Here is an 18,439-nt window from a genome sequence, read left to right as displayed (position 1 = left end):
CGTCCCCTGCGTGTCTCCCGCCGCAGCGACGTCGTACGGAGCGAAGACCCTCACCCTAACCCTCTCCCAGGGGGAGAGGGGACATCAGTGTGGACGGGACTGCATTTCCGGGCGCCAGAAGCGCACGCTCGAACCGGGGCGTGCCCCTCGCTGACACAACGATGACCTGCCGTGCGTACGAACAGGTCATGGCTTCCCAAGAGCGTGTCGGGTCCCTTCTGGTGGAAGAAGAAGTGAAGCCCAGGCTGCGCGGTGTGTCGCACGCGTTCGCGTTCGTGGCGGCACTCGCCGGGTGCGTCTTCCTGGCCCTCGCTCCGGCGAAGGGCGTGCAGTACCTGGCGGGCCTGGTGTTCGGCGTCAGCCTCGTGTTGATGTTCGGAATCAGCGCGACGTACCACTGTCCCAATTGGTGCTCCGCCACCGCCCGGCGCATCCAGCGGTTCGACCACGCGGCCATCTATGGCCTCATCGCGGGGACCTTCACACCCGTGGCCATGCTGGACGCGACGGGAGGCTGGGGTCCAACGATGCTCTGGGTGATGTGGATCGCGGCGCTCACGGGCGCCGGGCTCGCGCTGCTGGGCCGTTCCGGGCCACGAGGACTCCGCTCCCTGCTCTATGTCGTGCTGGGCACGGTGTCATTCCCGGTCATGCTGCGGCTGCCGGACGTGATTGGCCTGACACGCGCCGGGTGGCTCGTCTTCGGAGCCGTCATCTATGCCCTGGGCGCCGGAGTCTACGCGCGCAGGTGGCCGGACCCCCGCCCCACCGTCTTTGGCTACCACGAGATCTTCCACCTCATGGTCATCGCCGCGGCCTCCGTGCACTACGCCGTCATCCTCGATGTGCTGTGGGGCCGGTGAACGCACGTCAGTAATAGTCCGCGCAGCTCATGTAGTAGCCACAGCGCGTGCAGAGGAGCTTGCACTTGCGCTCCTCGAGCCGGGCGCCACAGTTGGGGCAGGTGCGCATCACCAACTCGGGGCTGGCCCGCGGTCCCGGAGGGACGGGTGGAGGCGGCGGAGGAGGCTTCTCATCCATCACCTGGAGGCATACCCCCGCGTCCCCTGGCTCGCCATTTCCAGAACGGTCCCGCTTCCGGAAGACCCTCACCCCAACCCTCTCCCAGAGGGAGAGGGAGCATCCACTGCACTCCACCTGAGCCAGGGGTGGGCCCGTCCGCACCGTCTACGCAAGGCACTCCCTCGAGTTCAGCCCGCCTCACCTCCTGCTCTCGAGCCCCTGCGCGGACTTTCTTCGGATGGCTTAGAGATTGCCGGTCATCTTCTCCGGGCGCACCCACTGGTCGAACTGCTCGGGGGTGAGCAGGCCCAGTTCCACCGCCACCTCCTTGAGCGTCTTGCCCTCCTTGTGCGCCTTCTTGGCGATCTTCGCCGCGTTGTCGTAGCCGATGTGCGGGTTGAGCGCGGTGACGAGCATCAACGAGCGCTCCAGGTTCTCTTTCAGGCGGGGCAGGTTCGGCTCGATGCCCACCGCGCAATGCAGCCGGAAGCTGCGCATGCCGTCCGCCAGCAGCCGGCAGCTCTGCAGGAAGTTGTGGGCGAGCAGCGGCTTGAAGACGTTCAGCTCGAAGTTGCCGGACGCGCCTCCCAGGGAGATGGCCACGTCGTTGCCCATCACCTGCGCGCACAGCATGGTGAGCGCTTCCGACTGCGTGGGGTTCACCTTGCCCGGCATGATGGAGCTACCCGGCTCGTTCTCGGGGATGGTGATCTCCCCGATGCCCGAGCGGGGCCCCGATGCCAGCCAGCGCACGTCGTTGGCGATCTTGAAGAGCGCGGCGGCCAGGCCCTTGAGCGCGCCATGGGCGTGCACCAGCGCGTCATTGGCCGCGAGCGCCTCGAACTTGTTGGGCGCGGTGACGAAGGAGTGGCCCGTGAGGCGCGCGAGCTCCTGGGCCACGCGCTCGGCGAAGCCCCTGGGCGCGTTGAGGCCCGTGCCCACCGCCGTGCCCCCGAGCGCCAGCTCGGACAGGTGCGGCAGGGACAGCTCGATGTGCTTGCGCGCGTGCTCGAGCTGCGCCACGTAGCCGCTGAACTCCTGGCCCAACGTCAACGGCGTGGCGTCCTGCAGGTGTGTGCGGCCAATCTTCACGATGTCCCGGAACTTCTCCGACCGCTCGGAGAGCACGTCGCGCAGCGCCAGCAGCTCGGGCAGGACGTTGCGCACCACGGCCTCCGCCGCGGCCACGCTCATGGCGGTGGGGAAGACGTCGTTGGAGCTCTGCCCCTTGTTGACGTCGTCATTGGGGTGCACCTCGCGCGTCTCGCCGCGCTCGCCCCCGAGCAGCTCCGAGGCGCGGTTGGCCAGCACCTCGTTGACGTTCATGTTCGTCTGGGTGCCGCTGCCCGTCTGCCACACCAGCAGCGGGAACTCCTCGTCATGGTGGCCGTCGAGCACCTCGTTGGCGGCCTTCACGATGGCCTCGCCCTTGTCCCTGGGCAGGGTGCCATTCTCCATGTTGACGATGGCCGCCGCCTTCTTCACCAGCACCAGGGCGCGGATGAGCGCGAGCGGCATGCGCTCGGTGGAGATGGCGAAGTTCTGCCGGCTGCGCTGCGTCTGCGCGCCCCACAGGCGATCGGCTGGGACCTCGATGGGACCGAACGTGTCCTTCTCGATGCGGACGTTCTGGTTGCTCACGTGGCTGCCTCCTCGGAGGAAGCCGGTGCGATAACACGAGCCCCCTCCCACCGCTCCCGCCTCCGCTCCGCATCCGTTTCCCGGTGCGACACGCCCCCGGGCCGCGTTCTGGAAGTGGACACTCCCGCGGTTACACCCCACCTGTCATGTTTCACTTGATTTGTAACGTTTACTGGTAAATCATGGAGGGGTTCCATCTCAACCTCCTGGAGGAAGCCGCGATGCCACGTGAGTCCATTCGTTCACCCCTGGGGGCGCTACTGTCCGGACTCCTGCTGACCGCCTGCGGAGGCGGACTCGAGGCCGGGGAGGCCATGAGCACGCAGGAAGCGGCCCTGGATTGCGCCGGAGCGAGCGCCTCCATCAACACCCAGGGTTACAGCTCGTACGGCGGCGTGTTCTCCGGCGGCGGCGCCTGGTCGGTGAACTATCCCTCCAACTCGGTGGTGCTGGAGTACTTCATCGACGGCGTCAAACGGGGCGGGCCCCAGGGCATCCTGGGTGACAGCAACCGCTCGGGCTCGTGGAACTTCAACGACGGCCCGGTGAGCTGCGGCTCGCACACCTTCATGGTGAAGGCCTACCCCGCCGTCTACGACAGCACCACCAACAACTTCGCCTGGTGCACGACGACCGGCGTCTCGTCGACCAGCGGCACCTTCACCCAGGCCTGTCCCACCGCCTCGCTCACCTGCTCGCGCTCCGGCGCCTACGTCACGTGCACCGGGAGCGGGAGCGGTGGCAGCGGCACCAAGACCCCGTTCTGGCAGGCGCGCATGCAGTACGCCGGAAGCAACACGATCGTGCCCCAGGGCTGGGTCCAGGGCACCTTCAGCAGGAGCTACTACTGCCCCCAGCCCACGTCCGGGCTCAAGAGCATGGGCCTGCCGTCCTCCGACGAGTCCGTCTCCGCGATGATCGTCTTCGAGGATGATCAGCTCATCGTCGACTTCAAGGTGCGTGACAGCTCCGGGATGGAGTCGCCCATCCGCAGCTCCTACCGGTACGCCTGCGGTTCCTGACGGCGGAGGAGCCGGTGCCCCCCGGGAGGCCCCGGCTTGCGGTGGAGCGAAGCGCTGGACAGGATTCAGGGCGTGGAGACTCCCGCTGGCACCATCCGCGCCCTGCTGCTCGCCCAGGAGCGGGGCACCCCCATGAAGCGCGTCCCCGAGGCCCAGGCCGTGGAGGGCCGGGGCTTCATGGGAGACCGCCATGGGAAGAAGAAGCCCAACGGGAAGCGGCAACTCCTGCTGCTCGACGAGGCCTCCCATGCCGCGTTGCGGCTCGGGCCGGGCGAGCTGAAGGAGAACGTGGTCATCTCCGGACTGCCGCTGGAGTCCCTGCCACCCGGGCAGCGTCTGGCGCTCGGCGCCGAGGTGGTGGTGGAACTGACCGAGCCCTGCGTGCCCTGCTCGAAGCTCGAGCGCATCCGCCCGGGCCTGCTCAAGGACTCCTGGGGGCAGCGGGGCCAGCTGGCCAGGGTGTTGCGCGGAGGCACGGTGCGCGAGGGGGACGGCGTGCGCCTGCTCGACGTCAACCCGGACGTGCCCCGCCCCATCCGCCCCAAGCTGCCCTGATCAACGCCCCCAGAGCGCGCCCAACTCCAGGGCCAGCGCCTCGAACGGTTCCGCGTGCACCGTCACCCCTCCGGCGTGCGTGCCCAGCAGTGACCAACGGCCATTCTCCAGACGGTAGACCTCCAGCGTCTGAAGCAGGGGATCCACGAGCCAGAAGTGCCTCACACCCTCGCGTGCGTACACGACCATCTTTCGAGCTCGATCGAGCCTGGCCGTGGAAGGAGAGAGCACCTCGCAAGCCCAGTCCGGCGCCAGTGTGAAGCCCACCGTGTGCGGCATCTCCGGCATCCGCTCCCGGCGCCAGCCCGCCAGGTCGGGCACCAGCACGTCCTCACCCAGGTGCAGTTCCGGCTCGTCCAGGATGACCCAGCCCCCGGGCCCACCCCGCCCCCGGTCGAACGGCCCCATCAGCTCCCCGCCAAGCCGCGAAGCCGCCCGGGCATGCGGCGAGGCGGGCCTCGGGCTCGCGTACAGCTCGCCCCCGACAATCTCACCTACGACGTTGGGTGGGAGCTTCTCCAGCTCCGCGTACAACTCATCCCGGCGCGACCGCTCGTCGCTCATACCCACAGGATGCAGTCCCACCTCGATGGCCGCAAGCCGTTCCCCCCACTCCCCACCGGTCTCCGGATTCATGCGGCCAGGATGCACCTGACCTCTGACATCCTGTCGCCGGCCCTTACCCCCGCCCTCCCCCAGGGGGAGAGGGGGAGTCCGCTTTTACAAAATTACCAGCGGTGGGCCTTCAGACCCGGCGCTCCATCCGCGGCTCCTCCACGGGCGTGCCCCCCGTCTTCCCCACCCACCCCATCACCCGCCGCACCGGCGCCTGCCCCATCACCGACGGCGGCGTGAGCGCCCACAGCAGCACGTAGAACCCCAGCGCCGCCCCGCCCGTCATCACCAGCGCCAGCACGAAGGCCACCCGCACCAGCGCCACGTCCAGGCCCAGCAGCCTCGCCAGCGACAGGCACACCCCCGCCACCACCCGCCCGTGCCCCCCTCGGTGCATCGGCTCGCCCGACGTCTGCCGCTCCCGGCAGTGCGGGCACTTCGTGGCATCCCCCCGGATGTCCATCCTGCACGCCACGCACTGCTTCGTCTCTTCCATGATGGCTCCGCTCCTCTTGGAGGCCCTTGTGCCCTCTCCGGCCTCCCCCCCCTCCCTACGCACCACCCCGCCCCCCATTGCACGGCGCCGCTCCGCCGTTTTCAGGCCGGTCAATTTACAAATTTAATCCCGAGTGTGTTGACACCCTTACAAATATGTCGACTTTCAGCCACGGGGACTTCACACTTCCTCGAAGCGGACACAGATTGGTGGCCGTCCACCGGTTTTACAACGCATCCCGTCAAGGAGCTTCGCATGGACGCGGCCGTTCCCTCTTCCCCCAATGCGCAACGTCCCGAAGGGCAAGGGACCGTGGGACAGGGCATCGCCCTCCAGGGGGCCTGGCATCCGGATTACGCCCCCATCCTCACGCGCGAGGCCCTGGAGTTCGTGGCGAAGCTGGCGCGCACCTTCGGGACCCGGCGCGAGGCCCTCCTGGAGCGGCGCAAGGCGGTGCAGGCCGCCTACGACAGCGGCGAGCGGCCCCGCTTCCTCCCCGAGACGAAGGACATCCGGGAGTCGGAGTGGACTGTCGCTCCCCTGCCCCAGGACCTGCTGGACAGGCGCGTGGAGATCACCGGCCCGGTGGACCGGAAGATGATCATCAACGCGCTCAACTCGGGGGCCAACGTCTTCATGGCGGACTTCGAGGACGCCAACAGCCCCACCTGGGACAACGTGGTGCGCGGGCAGCTCAACCTGCGCGACGCGGTGCGCGGCACCATCAGCTACACCGCCGACAACGGCAAGCATTACGCCCTCCACGAGAAGACGGCCGTGCTCCTGGCCCGCCCACGCGGCTGGCACCTGCTGGAGCGCCACCTGGTGGTGGACGGCAAGCCCGTGTCCGCCTCGCTCTTCGACTTCGGCCTCTACTTCTTCCACAACGCGCGCGCCCTGCTGGAGAAGGGCAGCGGCCCCTACTTCTACCTGCCCAAGATGGAGAGCCACCTGGAGGCCCGGCTGTGGAACGACGTGTTCCACCTGGCCCAGAGCGAGCTGGGCATCGCCCGCGGCTCCATCAAGGCCACCGTCCTCATCGAGACGCTGCCCGCCGCCTTCGAGATGGACGAAATCCTCTACGAGCTGCGCGAGCACTCGGCGGGGCTCAACTGCGGCCGCTGGGACTACATCTTCAGCTTCATCAAGAAGCTCCAGGCCGACCCGAAGTTCGTCCTGCCCGACCGTGGGCAGGTGACCATGGACAAGGCCTTCCTGCACAACTACTCGCTGCGCCTCATCCAGGTGTGCCACCGCCGCAACGTGCACGCCATGGGCGGCATGGCGGCCTTCATCCCCATCAAGGGAGACCCGGCCGCCAACGACGCGGTGATGGCCAAGGTGCGCGCCGACAAGGAGCGCGAGGTGCGCGACGGCCACGACGGCACCTGGGTGGCCCACCCCGGCCTCGTCCCGGTGGCCCGCGCCATCTTCGACCAGCACATGCCCGGGCCCCACCAGCTCTCCAAGAAGCGCCCGGACGTGCGCATCTCCGAGGCGGACCTCATCGCCATGCCCGAGGGCTCGCGCACCGAGGAGGGCCTGCGCCACAACATCCGCGTGGGCGTGCAGTACCTGGCCGCGTGGCTCGGAGGCCTGGGCTGCGTGCCGCTCTACAACCTCATGGAGGACGCGGCCACCGCGGAGATCTCCCGCGCCCAGGTGTGGCAGTGGATCCACCACCGCGTCCCCCTGGCCGACGGCAAGCCCGTCACCCTGGAGCGCTTCCGCCAGGTGCTCGCCGAGGAGATGAAGCGCATCGAAGGCGAGGGCGCCACCGAGCGCTACGGCGCCGAGCGGATGAAGGAGGCGCGTGAGCTCTTCGAGAAGCTCTCCACCGCGCCCCGCTTCGAGGACTTCCTCACCCTGCCCGCCTACGAGGCCCTGATGACTCACGGCTGAGCGAGCGTGCCCCTGCGACCCGCGGTCCTTCCACTTCCCAATCCTGGTTCATACCTATCGACCGAGGAGCTTGACCATGTACGACGCCATGACGACCACGAATGACGCCTCGCCCCACGCCAAGCTGCACACCCAGCGTTTCGAGGGCATCACCCGTAACTATTCGCCGGCGGACGTCGAGAAGCTGCGCGGCTCCATCCGCATCAGCTACACGCTGGCGGAGATGGGCTCCAAGCGGCTGTGGGAGCTGCTCCACACCAAGGACTATGTGCACGCGCTCGGCGCCCTCACCGGCAACCAGGCCGTGCAGATGGTGCGCGCCGGCCTCGAGGCCATCTACCTGTCCGGCTGGCAGGTCGCCGCCGACGCCAACACCGCCGGGCAGATGTACCCGGACCAGAGCCTCTACCCGGTGGACAGCGTCCCCAACGTGGTGCGCCGCATCAACGCCTCCCTGCGCCGCGCGGATCAGATCGACTGCGCCGAGGGCAAGCGCGACCGCTACTGGTTCGCCCCCATCATGGCCGACGCGGAGGCCGGCTTCGGCGGACCGCTCAACGCCTATGAGCTGATGAAGTCGATGATTGAAGCGGGCGCCGCGGGCGTGCACTTCGAGGACCAGCTCGCCAGCGAGAAGAAGTGCGGCCACATGGGCGGCAAGGTGCTCGTGCCCACCAACAACTTCATCCGCACCCTGACGGCCGCGCGCCTGGCCGCGGATGTGATGGGCGTGCCCACCCTCCTCGTGGCCCGCACCGACGCCGACAGCGCCAAGCTGCTGATGAGCGACTCGGACGAGTACGACCACGCCTTCATCGACCGCAAGGCGGGCCGCTCGGCCGAGGGCTTCTACCGCCTCAAGGGCGGCCTGGAGTGCGCCATCGCCCGCGGACTGGCCTACGCGCCCTACGCGGACCTCATCTGGTGCGAGACCAGCACCCCGGACCTCGACCAGGCCAAGAAGTTCGCCGAGGGCATCCGCAAGAAGTTCCCCAACAAGCTCCTGGCCTACAACTGCTCGCCCTCCTTCAACTGGAAGAAGAACCTGGACGACAAGACCATCGCCAGGTTCCAGCGCGAGCTCGGCGCCATGGGCTACAGGTTCCAGTTCGTCACCCTCGCCGGCTTCCACGCCCTCAACTACTCGATGTACGAGCTGGCCCGGAACTACCGCGACCGCGGCATGGCCGCCTACTCGGAGATGCAGCAGAAGGAGTTCGCCTCCGAGAAGGACGGCTACACCGCCACCCGCCACCAGCGCGAAGTGGGCACCGGCTACTTCGACAAGGTCGCCGAGGTCATCTCCGGCGGCTGCTCCAGCACGCTGGCGCTCAACGACTCCACCGAGGCCCACCAGTTCTGAGTGGCCCCGGCCGGGCTCCTCCCAGACCGCACCGCGCGGGTCTGGGAGGAGGGGCCAGGAGCGCTACTGCACCGGCAGGTGGTAGCGCTCCACGGAGGTCTGGTCTGCCGTGCTGAAGCCGCCCAGCACGAGCACCTGGCCATCCGCGAGTTGCACGACGGCCGGCTGGTAGCGGCTCACGCGCATGGACGTCGTGGACCCCCAGGTGCCGCCGCACGGCTCGTACAGCTCGGCCGTGGAGTTGATGCCCGTCAGGTCGTCATAGCCGCCCAGGACGAGGGCGGAACCCGAGGGCAACAAGGCGGCCCCATGCATGCGGCGGGGCGAGGCCATGGCCCCCGTGGCGGAGAAGGTGCCCGCGGCCACGTCGTACAGCTCGGCCGAGCTGGCCGCCGCATCTCGAGCGCCACCGGCCAGCAGCACGCGCCCGTCCATCAGCAGCAGGGCGGTGTGCTGGCGGCGGGCCGCCGTCATCGTCCCCACGGCGCTCCAGGTGCCCGTGGCCACGTCATACACCTCGGCCGAGGCCAGCGGCCCGCCATTGGGGGAGAGTCCTCCCGTCACCAGGACGCGCCCGCCGGGCAACAGGGTGGCGGTGTGCTGGACGCGTGCCACGGACAAGCTGCCGGTGGCCTGGAAGGTGCCCAGGGCCGGGTCATAGAGCTCGGCCAGCGCGCTCCCTCCGCCCACCACCAGCACCCGGCCGTCCGCCAGCGGCGTCGCGGTGTGCTCGCGCCGGGCCACCCGCATGGAGCCGGTGGCGCTCCAGGCCCCCGTGGCCGGGTCATACACCTCGGCCGAGGTGTCCGGTGCGCCGCTCGCGCCCCCCGTCACCAGCACCCGGCCGTCCGCCAGGAGCGTCGCGGTGTGGGAGCGGCGGGTGGTGCCCGGGCGTCCCGTCTGGCTCCACCCATTCGTGGCCGGGTCATACACCTCCGCCGAGGCGGCGAAGCCGCCGGTGACGAGCACCCGCCCATCCGCCAGCCGGGTGGCGGTATGCAGCAGGCGGTGCGGGAGGAGGTGGCCCGCGTCCGTCCAGGTGGCCTGGAGGCCGTCCACCGCGCGTGGGCTCACCCGCACCTGCCGGGTGGCGCTGGCGCGGTGGCCGAGGGGATCCTCCACCTCGTAGGACAGGGAGTAGGTGCCCGGCGTCCAGGAGTCCACGCTACCGGAGACGGCCACCTGCGAGGTGAGGCTGCCATGGCAGGCATCCCTGGCCACGTAGCCGGGCTCGACGAAGGGCTGCCCGCAGGCCAGCGCGTGCACGGAGGAGCCCTGGAGGGTGAGGGTGGGCGCCTGCGTGTCCACCGCCGTCACGGTGGTGGTGCAGGACACCTGGTGGCCCGCGGTGTCCGCCGCCGTGTACGTCACCCCGGTGGTGCTGCCCACCGGGAAGGAGCGGGGCCCGTCGATGAGGGGAGGCTGGCAGGAGTCCTGGGCCACCAGGGGCGGCTCGGGGAGCGTGGCGAGCCCGCGCCCGTTGCACTCCGCGGTGATGGAGGCCGGGCACTCGAGGGTGGGCGGCTCGTCATCCACCACGGTGACGGGGAAGAAGCAGCGGGCCTGGTTGCCGGAGGCGTCGATGGCCGTGCACTGCGCCTGCGTGGTGCCGGGCGGGAAGGTGGCTCCGGAGCCCGGGTAGCACGTCGTCGTGACGGCGCCGCAGTTGTCCTGGGCGGACGTCTCGTAGCTCACCGGCGCCCCGCCCTCCCTGCACACCTGCTCGGGCACCTCCCCGGGGCAGGTGATGACCGGGGCCACCTCGTCCTTCACGGTGACGGAGGCCTCGCACCAGGAGGACAGGCCCCGCGAGTCGGTGCACGTCAGCCGCACGCGCTGGGTGCCCACGGTGTAGGGGCAGTCCGGCGTCTGCACACACGACAGCGTGTCTCCCTCGTCCGGATCATACGAGCCATCATCCACCGAGCCGCACCCCTCGCAGGACTCCCCGGTGCGCACGGTGATGTCGGTACAGCGGGCCTGGGGCGGACGGTTGACGCAGGTGGAGCCGCCGCAGCTCGGCCCATCCGCCGGGTCATCCCAGACGATTTGAATCGAGCTGCCCGCGGGCTTCTCCATCCCCTCGGTGAAGGCGAAGACCTGGATGTCGTTGCCGCAGGCCTCGAGCGGGACGGTGAAGGAGAAGGACGGCTCCCTTCCACAGTCCGTGCAGAGGGTGACCTCGGGTCCTCCGTTGAGCTGGTACCAGACGCGGTCCACCACGGCCGGGCCGCTCCCCACCACGCCGGAGACGGGGAGCGTGGACGCGCTGGCGCAGCCCGGAGGCGCGCTGAGGGTCACCGCCAGGGGCGGGACGATTCTGACGTCCTGGCCACACCCCAGCGTGAGCTGGACGGGCTGGAAGTTGGCGACGCTGATGGCTCCGCTGTCCGCGACCAGGGTGGCGCTGGGCGTGAGGGAGAAGCTGCCCTGCGGCAGGGTGAGGGAGACGGTCCCCCCCGGCTGCGCCATGGCGCGCCCGTCCGTCACCCAGTCCCCGCCCAGGATGGCCGGGGTGCCGTAGAACCAGCCTCCCGAGCTGTAGGACACGGAGTGCCCCCTCCAGTCCACGCCCTCGAAGCCGCCCGAGAGGTCCACCCGGGGGTTGAAGAGGCGCCCGAGGCTGGCCGCGTAATACAGCGACACCTCGTTGTAGCAATACTCGTGGTCCACCCGGTGGCGCTGCTCGGGGGCCATGAGCCTGGCGTTGCCCTGGCGAGGGGAGTTGCCCTGCAGGCCATAGCGGTAGCGCTCTGGATCATACAGGCCCGGCCGCGTGTGGAAGTTCAGGTCGCGCTCGGACCAGAAGGCCAGCAGCAGCCCCTCCTGGGCCCACCACCGCGGCTCGTCGAAGGGGCTCACCAGCACCTGCTCATAGGTGGAGCCCAGCTCGCCGGTGGAGAGGTCGAAACCGCCCGGGAAGCTGGTACTCGAGCGCCCTCCCCCGCTGCTCGCGGCGGTCACGTAGGTGGTATGCCACCCGGTGCTGTCCGGCCAGCCATCTCCATTGGCGTCGAAGTCCGCGTTGAAGTGAAGCGTCCGCAGGGTGTTGAAGCGCCCCGGCCGCTCCGCCGCGGTGGGGTTGGCCAGGCGCACCGAGCCGTAGAAGTGGGAGGGCCGCATCAGGTACGCGTGACGAAGCTCCCCGTCCACCTCCTTCGTCAACGGCGTGACCGCATCCGTGACGACGGGGTGGGAGCTGATGCCGGGCAGCTGCAACCACGTGAGCTCGCGCCCCCCGCGCAGCCAGGCCGAGCTGGAGAAGTTCCAGAGGCCCTCACTGGCCCGCAGCAGCTTCCACCACTCCCCCGGGTCCGCCTCGGGCATGTCCTGGGGGATGACGGCCCGCCGGTGGAGCGGCCACGTGGCGTGGCTGGCGTTGACCTCGGACCCGCGGGTCGGCTCGCCGGAGATCTGCCAGGGCCCCGTGAAGTCCCCATCCTTCGCCGCCACCGCGGGCTCCACGGGAACGCAGACGCGCGCCACCTGGTCACAGCCCACGCTCCACTCCACCTCCCTGCGGACCACCAGGGTGATGGGGCCGCCGCGCGAATCCGTCCCCTGGACGTAGTAGTAGAGAGGGCCCTTCCAGTTGGAGCCAGCCGGGACGTACCCCGTGTACTGCTGGGGCCCGGACTCGAACACGGACATGGGCAGGGAGCTCCCCTGGAGGATGGGCGAGCGCTCCTCGCACGTCTCGTCCGTGCCGAACTGGAACTGGACCACGCCGGTGCAGGCCTCCAGGGACACCTCCGTGGGCTCCGGCTGGAGGGAGCGCGGCTTCACCGTCGCGTACTGGGTGGGAAAGCCAATCGTCCCCCGGGAGGCATAGACGGAGTAGGAGACTCCCGCCTCGCCTCCCGCGCCGGCCTCCACCAGCATCTCGAAGGAGAAGCCCAGCGGGCTCGTGTCCTCGAAGGTGTACGCCGTGGACGAGTAGCCGCCCGGGGCGTAGCTCTGGGCGCTGGCGCCGAAGTTGTTGCGCCAGGGGTCGCTCCGCAGCAGCGCCAGGATTTCAGGATTCGTATTGGTGATGCGAGCCGTCCCGCGCAGGACGTTGGCCGACAGCTCGACGGCGCCGGGAGAGGCCGCGGCCGCGGGAGCGGCCATGGGAGAGAGGCCCGGGGCCGGCGACTCGGCTCCCCGGAACGGCGCGGGCTCCCAGGGCGGAACGGCCGGCCCTCCAGCCCCCGCCGGAGGGGACAGCTCGGGCAACGGCGCTCCCTCGGGGAGGCTGGCCACGACCTCCTGCTCCGAGGTGATGGCCGCCCGCCATTGACTCGGCCGCGCTCCCTCCCCTTCCCGCGAGGGCTGCGGGCTGCACGCCACCCATGCCAGACATCCCAACAACGTGAACCGGCGCAGGGCCGGTGATTCCATGCGCATCCAGGAGGCTCCAACCAACGGGTGAGGCCGCCACGCCAAGGCAATAAGCACGCCACCTGGAACGTCCTCTCGTGGACAGCCCCTCCCACCTGCTCATGACTGGCTCCCGCTGGAGCCACCCGGTCCGGCCCGCTGTATCCCAGCGGATGCAGCGGCGCGCTGGCACCGGCATGCTGACGCGTTCCACCCGCGTGCACACCCGCGAGAGGATGGAGAACATACCAGCATTGAAACATGACAAACAGGAAGTCACGCGCTCCGAGCCAGGCTGGGAATAAGCGAGGGAAGGGCGTGGACTCCAGCGCCAGAGGAGGGAGCCAGCTCCACCACCCGCGCGCCCTCCGCCGCGAAGCACTCGCGCATCCACGGGTGACAGGTGAAGGCGATGACCTGGTGGTGCTCGGACAGGCGGGACAACAGCTTCAGCGTTCCTCGCGTCCGCTCCAGGTCGAAGTTCACCAGGATGTCGTCCACGATGAGCGGCAACGCTCCCCGCGTCTCCCCGAAGTCCTGGATGACCGCCAACCGGAACGCCAGGTAGAGCTGCTCCCGCGTTCCCCTCGAGAGCTGCTCCGCGCTCCAGTCCCTCCGTGCATCGCTCACCCGGAGCTCCCGCTTGCCTCCCGCCGGAAGGAACACCCGCCGGTACCGGCCCGCCGTGAGCGCCGCGAAGTGCTCCGACGCCAGTTGGATGACCCTCGGCTGCTGCTCCTCCTCGAAGCGTCTCCTCGCACGGGACAGCAGCGCCAGCGCCAGCCGATCCCTCGCGTACCGCGTCGCCAGCTCCGCCGCCCGGGCCCGCAGTCGCTCCTCCTGGATGCGCAGCGCCGCCACCTCCTCGTCCGTCTCCCAGCGCTCGAGCTGACTCCTCGTGGAGCCATACTCGGTGTGCAGCGCCTTGAGGTGCTCGGCACAGGCGGGCTCCTGCATCCGCAGTTGACCCAGCTTCTCCTTCAGCTGCTCCTCGCCTCCCGCCGCCAGGATGGCCTCCCGCACCGCGGGCTCCTCCAGGCCCGTGGCCGCCTCGATGCGCCAGGTCAGCTCGCGTACGCGCCGGGTGAGCGCCTCGAAGTGCTCCGCCTGCCGCGCCCGCTCGCGGAACGTCTCCTCCGTGGTGCAGCCGCCCCGGGCCAGCAGCGCCGCCAGGGTCTGCTCCTCGGCATCCCGGAGCCGCGTGAGCCGCACCCTGTCTCCGGCCCACTCGTCCATGCGCGCCCGCAGGGTCCGTGCCTCCGCGTCCTGGTTCTTCAGTTCCTCCAGCGCGGAGGACACCCGGGCGGCCACGGCCTCCACGAGTCCTGGCGGAAGCCCAGCCGCCCGCGCCTCCTCCAGCAGCCGAGAGACGACCGTGTCACAGGCGGCTTCGTCCGCCGCCAGGGCCCGCTCGTCCGCACTCAAGTCCGCCAGCCGCTGCCGCTGATCGGCCGCGTCGCGCCACAGCGCCAACGCCCGCTGCGGAGAGAGCTCCGGGGGAAAACCCCGCGCCTCCAGCAGCCCGGCCAGCTCCGCCCGGAGCGTCCGCTCCCGCGCGTCCGCACGCCGTCCCGCCAGCTCCGCCGCCTGCGCCTCGCGCACCACCCCGTCCCGCTCCGCCTCGCGCGCCTCCCGCTCGCGCCCGAGGTGCTCCACACGCTCGGCCCGCCGCAGTGCCTCCGCCAGCGCGGCCTCCGCCCCGGCCAGCCCGGCCGTGGAGGCCTCCGCGGCCACGCCCGCCTCGCTCAGGGCCACCGACAGCTCCCGCTCCAGCCCCAGCAGCCGTCCCGACTGCGTGTCCAGCACCGACTGCAGCCGCGTCAGTTCCCGCGCACGCTGCCGCTGGCGCTCGGCATGGGCCTCCACGCGCTCCTGGTGGCTCCTCACCGAGCGCACGTAACCGAGCACCAGCGGAACGATGAGCAGCAGCGCGCCCAGCAGGGCCATGGCCCCTTCCTTCGCTCCGCCCTGGAGTGCCAGCACCCCCACCCACGCCACCGCCACACCCGCGCCCATCAGCACCAGCCAGGGCGCGGGAGCCGCTCCCGGCTCCGGCTCGGCCTGGGCACGCAGGGACTGGAGCCGCTGTTGCAGCTCCGCCCGCTGTGCCGCCACCTGCTCGCGCTCCACCCGCAGCAACCGGGAGCGGCTCAGCGCGGCCTGCCTCTGGCGCAGCTCCGCCGCGGACACGTCCGGGAGCTTCGTGCGCTCCGCCCGCAACCGCGCCAGGGAGGCCTCGATGCGCTCGCACTCCACACGGGCCCGCCCGAGCGCCACCTCCGCCTCGCGCCGCTCCGCCTCCGCCTTCGTCAGCCGATCCGCCAGGGACTCCAGCGTGCCTCGCGCCGCCGCCCCCAGCTCCAACGCCAGGAGACCCGCCGCGTCCACCTCCAGCCCCAGTCCGCCCAGCGCCTGCTCCACCTCGCGACGCCTCGCCTCGAGCGCCGCACGGCGGCCCGGCAATGCCCGCAACAGCTCGGCCCTCGCGGTGAAGGCCCCCAGCGCCAGGCGCAGCGCCTCCTCCCGCTCCCGCACCGCCGAGGCCTCCGACAGCCGGGCCAGCCCGGTCCCCGCCTTGGACAACAGCGACTCCACACGGTCCTGGTCGGCCCGGGCCTTCGTCCGCCGCTGGAGCAGTTCCTCCAGCCGCGCCTCCCCACCCGCTGGGAAGGCCGACAGCTCCGGCAGCACCCCCAGCTCCGCCCTCAGCCTCGCCAGTTCTCCCAGGTCTCCGAGCGCCGCCTCCAGCCGGGACAGCCGCCCCAACTCCCGCCCCATCCGCTCCTGGCGGGCCTCCGCCTCCTCCTGCTCCCGCCCCAGGGACGCCAGCCGCTCGCGCTCCTTGAAGTACTCCGCCGGCCTGTCCTTCAGCCCGTCCAGCTTCCCCCGCACCTCCTCCAGCTGCCGGAGCACCTGGTTGAGCTCGGGGTTCTTCCCGCTCACCTTGAAGAGCTCACCGGCGCGCTTCTCCAGGTGCTTCTCCACCTCCGGCAGCCGGCGCGCTCCCCGCAGCCCGGCGGCGAAGAGCGCCCGGGAGACGCCATCCTCCTCCACCAGTTGCTCGAAGCTGGAGAGCTCGTCCAGGCTGAAGGCGAACACCTCGCAGAACAGCTCCCGCGACACGTGCGCCAGCGCCTCGTCCAGCCGCGAGGCGAGCAACTCGTGCCCCTCCGGGCTCAGCACCGTCACCGCCGCCTTGCCCTTCCTGTCCGCCACACGGCGCACCCCCAGTGGGCCCGCCCCCGAGCGCATCCACAGCTCTCCCCCGAAGGGCCCCGCCTCCGGCTCGTACCGGGACTCCGAGCGGCCCCGCTTCTCGAAGCCGAACAGCATGCCGCGGATGAACGCGAGCAGCGTGCTCTTGCCCGCCTCGTTCGGCCCGTACAGCAGGTTGAGCCCCGGCCCCAGCTCCAGCTCGTACCCGGAGAAGTGGCCGAAGCCGTGCACCTTCAACACGTCGATGCGCAGGGCCCCGCTCACGCCACCTCCTCCTCGTGCAACTGCTCCACCACCTGCCATCCCGCCTGCTCCACCAGCTCCGGCCGGGGGCTCTCCAGGGCGTCCACGCCCAACCGCCGCAAGCGCTGCCCGAGCGCCCGCAGCTCCGCGTCCTCCGCCCACAGCGCCGCCAGCGCCTCCGGCTCCGTCACCAGCGTCTCGGCCTCGGCCAGCAGCGTCCCCGAGAAACCTCCCGCCAGGCGCACCGTCTCGAGGTCCAGCTCGGGCCGGCTCGCGTCGCGCAGGGACTCCAGCAGCACCGGCGGGTGGCGCTGGGCGAGCTGCTCGCGCAACTCCGCTTCCAACTGGCCGAGTGCCTCCGGCCGGGACAGCTCTCGGTGCAGCGGCCCCCGGCCCGTGAGCGTGAGGCGCACCGCGTGGCCCTCCAGCTCGTCCGGGCAGCTCGCGTCCACCTGCTCCGTCACCGCCGCCACCAGCCCATCCAGCGAGCCGAGCCCCGTGAGCCCCACCTCCAGCCGGTGCCAGCGCACCCGGTCCACCGGGACGAAGCGGCGCCGCGTCCTCCCCTCCTCCACCTCCACCAGCATGCAGCCGCGCTCGCCCGGCTCGTTCACGTGCCGCCCCTGCGGGTTGCCCGGGTACACGGCCACCGCGCCTCCCGCGAGCACGTACTCGGCGCGCGTGTGCACGTGGCCCAGCGCCCAGTAGTCCAGGCCCCGCGCGGCCAGGTCCTCCACGGTGCACGGCGCGTAGTTGGCGTGCCCCTCCACTCCGCCCAGGTTCGCGTGCAGCAGACCCACCGTGAAGTCCGGCGCCGTCCGGCGGAAGCGCGCCGACAGGTTCTCCCGCATCTCCGCCTCCGGATAGGAGATGCCCTGCACCCGGCACAGCACCCGCCCCTCGCGGCGCACCTCCACCTCTTCCCAGTCCGGGCCAAACACCTTCACCGAGTCCGGCAGCCCGAGCGCGCCCGTGTCCCCGCTCAGCGGATCATGGTTGCCGTGCACGATGAAGGTCTGGATGCCGGCCATGTGCAGCCGGTCCAGCTCGCGCCGCAGCGCCAGCCGCGCACGCACCGAGCGGTCCTTCGCATCGAAGAGGTCCCCCGCGAGCACCAGGAAGGCCACGTGCTCGCGCAGGCACACGTCCACGATGCGCGAGAAGGCCCGGAAGGTGGCCTGCTGGAACGTCCCCGTCAGTCCCGAGTCCGCGGGCACGCCACGGAAGGGAGTATCCAGGTGCAGATCGGCGGCATGGACGAACTTGAAGCGCATCTCGGCCACGCACAGTAGCCGCCCTGGAAGCGCGCACCAGAAACCCGAGTTCCCAGTCCGGCGGAGATTTCCGAGGAGGGTTTTCAGGAGTTCGCCCGGCTGTCACATCCACGAGACAGTCAGGCCACGCACCCGTACGGGCGGTAACTTGCGACGCAATGTCAGCCAGTGAAAGGCTTCGCCCGCTTCTCTCATCCGCCACCGGAGTATCGATGCCTTCCACCGCTTCCTGGTCGAGCCGGCTCGTCCTGGCTCTGCTCGCGCTCCAGTTCGCGAGCGCGTGTGATCCAACCCCCACCCCACCGCCGCCGGTCCCGGATACGGCGCCTCCGTCGACCCGGGCCACACCCAACGGAGGAACCTTCAAGGAGAACGTCTCCGTGACGCTGCTGTGCGAGGACGGCACGGGCAGCGGCTGCGACGCCACGTACTACACCACCGATGGCTCCACGCCCTCCGCGAGCTCGACGCGCTACTCGGCGCCGGTGGTGCTCAGCCAGAACACCCCGCTGAAGTTCTTCTCCGTGGACAAGGCGGGCAACGCGGAGACCGTCCAGACCCAGTCCTTCGTGGTGGACACGGCGGCGCCCACCACCACCGCCACCCCGGCGGCGGGAACGTACAACGCGGCTCAAAGCGTCACGCTGGCCTGCGACGACGGCGCGGGCACCGGCTGTGCAGCCACCTACTTCACCACCGACGACTCCGAGCCCACCACGAGCTCGCCGCA

13 protein-coding genes are annotated in these 18,439 nt (G+C 70.5%); 6 read left to right on the top strand and 7 right to left on the bottom strand.

Going from position 1 to position 18,439, the window contains the following annotated elements; all coding sequences use genetic code 11:
• The first annotated feature begins 188 nt into the window (after positions 1-188).
• Entirely contained in the window at positions 189-863 is a 675-nt protein-coding gene (trhA, locus tag Q664_RS17900; RefSeq protein WP_063934714.1) for a PAQR family membrane homeostasis protein TrhA, read from the top strand.
• A 7-nt stretch (positions 864-870) separates the two neighbouring features.
• Here the strand turns inward: trhA and Q664_RS57825 are convergent, their stop codons facing one another.
• Both Q664_RS57825 and fumC read right to left on the bottom strand, forming a co-directional pair.
• On the bottom strand, positions 871-1,113 hold the full coding sequence (locus Q664_RS57825) for a hypothetical protein (RefSeq protein WP_152622169.1): 243 nt from the start codon (positions 1,111-1,113) through the stop codon (positions 871-873).
• 153 nt (positions 1,114-1,266) lie between these two features.
• The gene (gene fumC / locus Q664_RS17895; RefSeq protein WP_043396619.1) at positions 1,267-2,664 is read right to left on the bottom strand and encodes a class II fumarate hydratase; all 1,398 of its coding nucleotides are present in this window, start codon (positions 2,662-2,664) and stop codon (positions 1,267-1,269) included.
• Positions 2,665-2,978: 314 nt separating this feature from the next.
• Here fumC and Q664_RS52265 point away from each other — a divergent pair, with 314 nt between their 5' ends.
• Both Q664_RS52265 and Q664_RS17885 read left to right on the top strand, forming a co-directional pair.
• The gene (locus Q664_RS52265) at positions 2,979-3,686 is read left to right on the top strand and encodes a hypothetical protein (protein WP_152622168.1); all 708 of its coding nucleotides are present in this window, start codon (positions 2,979-2,981) and stop codon (positions 3,684-3,686) included.
• 36 nt (positions 3,687-3,722) lie between these two features.
• Positions 3,723-4,241, top strand: coding sequence for an MOSC domain-containing protein (locus Q664_RS17885; protein ID WP_235216745.1), 519 nt, complete (start codon positions 3,723-3,725; stop codon positions 4,239-4,241).
• On the opposite strand, the gene Q664_RS17880 is transcribed toward Q664_RS17885, so the two are convergent.
• Complete coding sequence (locus Q664_RS17880; RefSeq protein WP_043396627.1) at positions 4,242-4,805, bottom strand: Uma2 family endonuclease; 564 nt, start codon at positions 4,803-4,805, stop codon at positions 4,242-4,244.
• Between the two features lie 181 nt (positions 4,806-4,986).
• Positions 4,987-5,352: a PspC domain-containing protein gene (locus Q664_RS17875; protein WP_043396615.1), complete on the bottom strand. Its 366-nt coding sequence runs from the start codon at positions 5,350-5,352 to the stop codon at positions 4,987-4,989.
• Positions 5,353-5,607: 255 nt separating this feature from the next.
• On the opposite strand from Q664_RS17875, the gene aceB reads away from it, so the two are divergent.
• The gene (gene aceB, locus Q664_RS17870; protein WP_052518293.1) at positions 5,608-7,254 is read left to right on the top strand and encodes a malate synthase A; all 1,647 of its coding nucleotides are present in this window, start codon (positions 5,608-5,610) and stop codon (positions 7,252-7,254) included.
• A 76-nt stretch (positions 7,255-7,330) separates the two neighbouring features.
• Positions 7,331-8,617, top strand: a complete 1,287-nt coding sequence (gene aceA / locus Q664_RS17865; protein WP_043396612.1) for an isocitrate lyase — start codon at positions 7,331-7,333, stop codon at positions 8,615-8,617.
• Positions 8,618-8,680: 63 nt separating this feature from the next.
• On the opposite strand, the gene Q664_RS52260 is transcribed toward aceA, so the two are convergent.
• The 3 genes from Q664_RS52260 to Q664_RS17850 form a co-directional block, all read right to left on the bottom strand.
• Positions 8,681-13,003: an immunoglobulin-like domain-containing protein gene (locus Q664_RS52260; protein WP_052518292.1), complete on the bottom strand. Its 4,323-nt coding sequence runs from the start codon at positions 13,001-13,003 to the stop codon at positions 8,681-8,683.
• A 249-nt stretch (positions 13,004-13,252) separates the two neighbouring features.
• On the bottom strand, positions 13,253-16,456 hold the full coding sequence (locus Q664_RS62180) for an AAA family ATPase (protein WP_152622167.1): 3,204 nt from the start codon (positions 16,454-16,456) through the stop codon (positions 13,253-13,255).
• Positions 16,453-17,709: a metallophosphoesterase family protein gene (locus tag Q664_RS17850; protein ID WP_043396609.1), complete on the bottom strand. Its 1,257-nt coding sequence runs from the start codon at positions 17,707-17,709 to the stop codon at positions 16,453-16,455. The genes Q664_RS62180 and Q664_RS17850 overlap by 4 nt, the downstream gene beginning before the upstream one ends.
• A gap of 212 nt (positions 17,710-17,921) precedes the next feature.
• On the opposite strand from Q664_RS17850, the gene Q664_RS17845 reads away from it, so the two are divergent.
• Positions 17,922-18,439, top strand: a 518-nt coding sequence (locus tag Q664_RS17845; RefSeq protein WP_043396607.1) for a chitobiase/beta-hexosaminidase C-terminal domain-containing protein, incomplete at its 3' end; no start/stop codon positions are given.

This window comes from Archangium violaceum Cb vi76, from assembly GCF_000733295.1.
GTDB classification, from domain to species: domain Bacteria; phylum Myxococcota; class Myxococcia; order Myxococcales; family Myxococcaceae; genus Archangium; species Archangium violaceum.
Note: the sequence above shows the minus strand (reverse complement) of the source record. Positions and strands in the feature narration are given on the sequence as shown.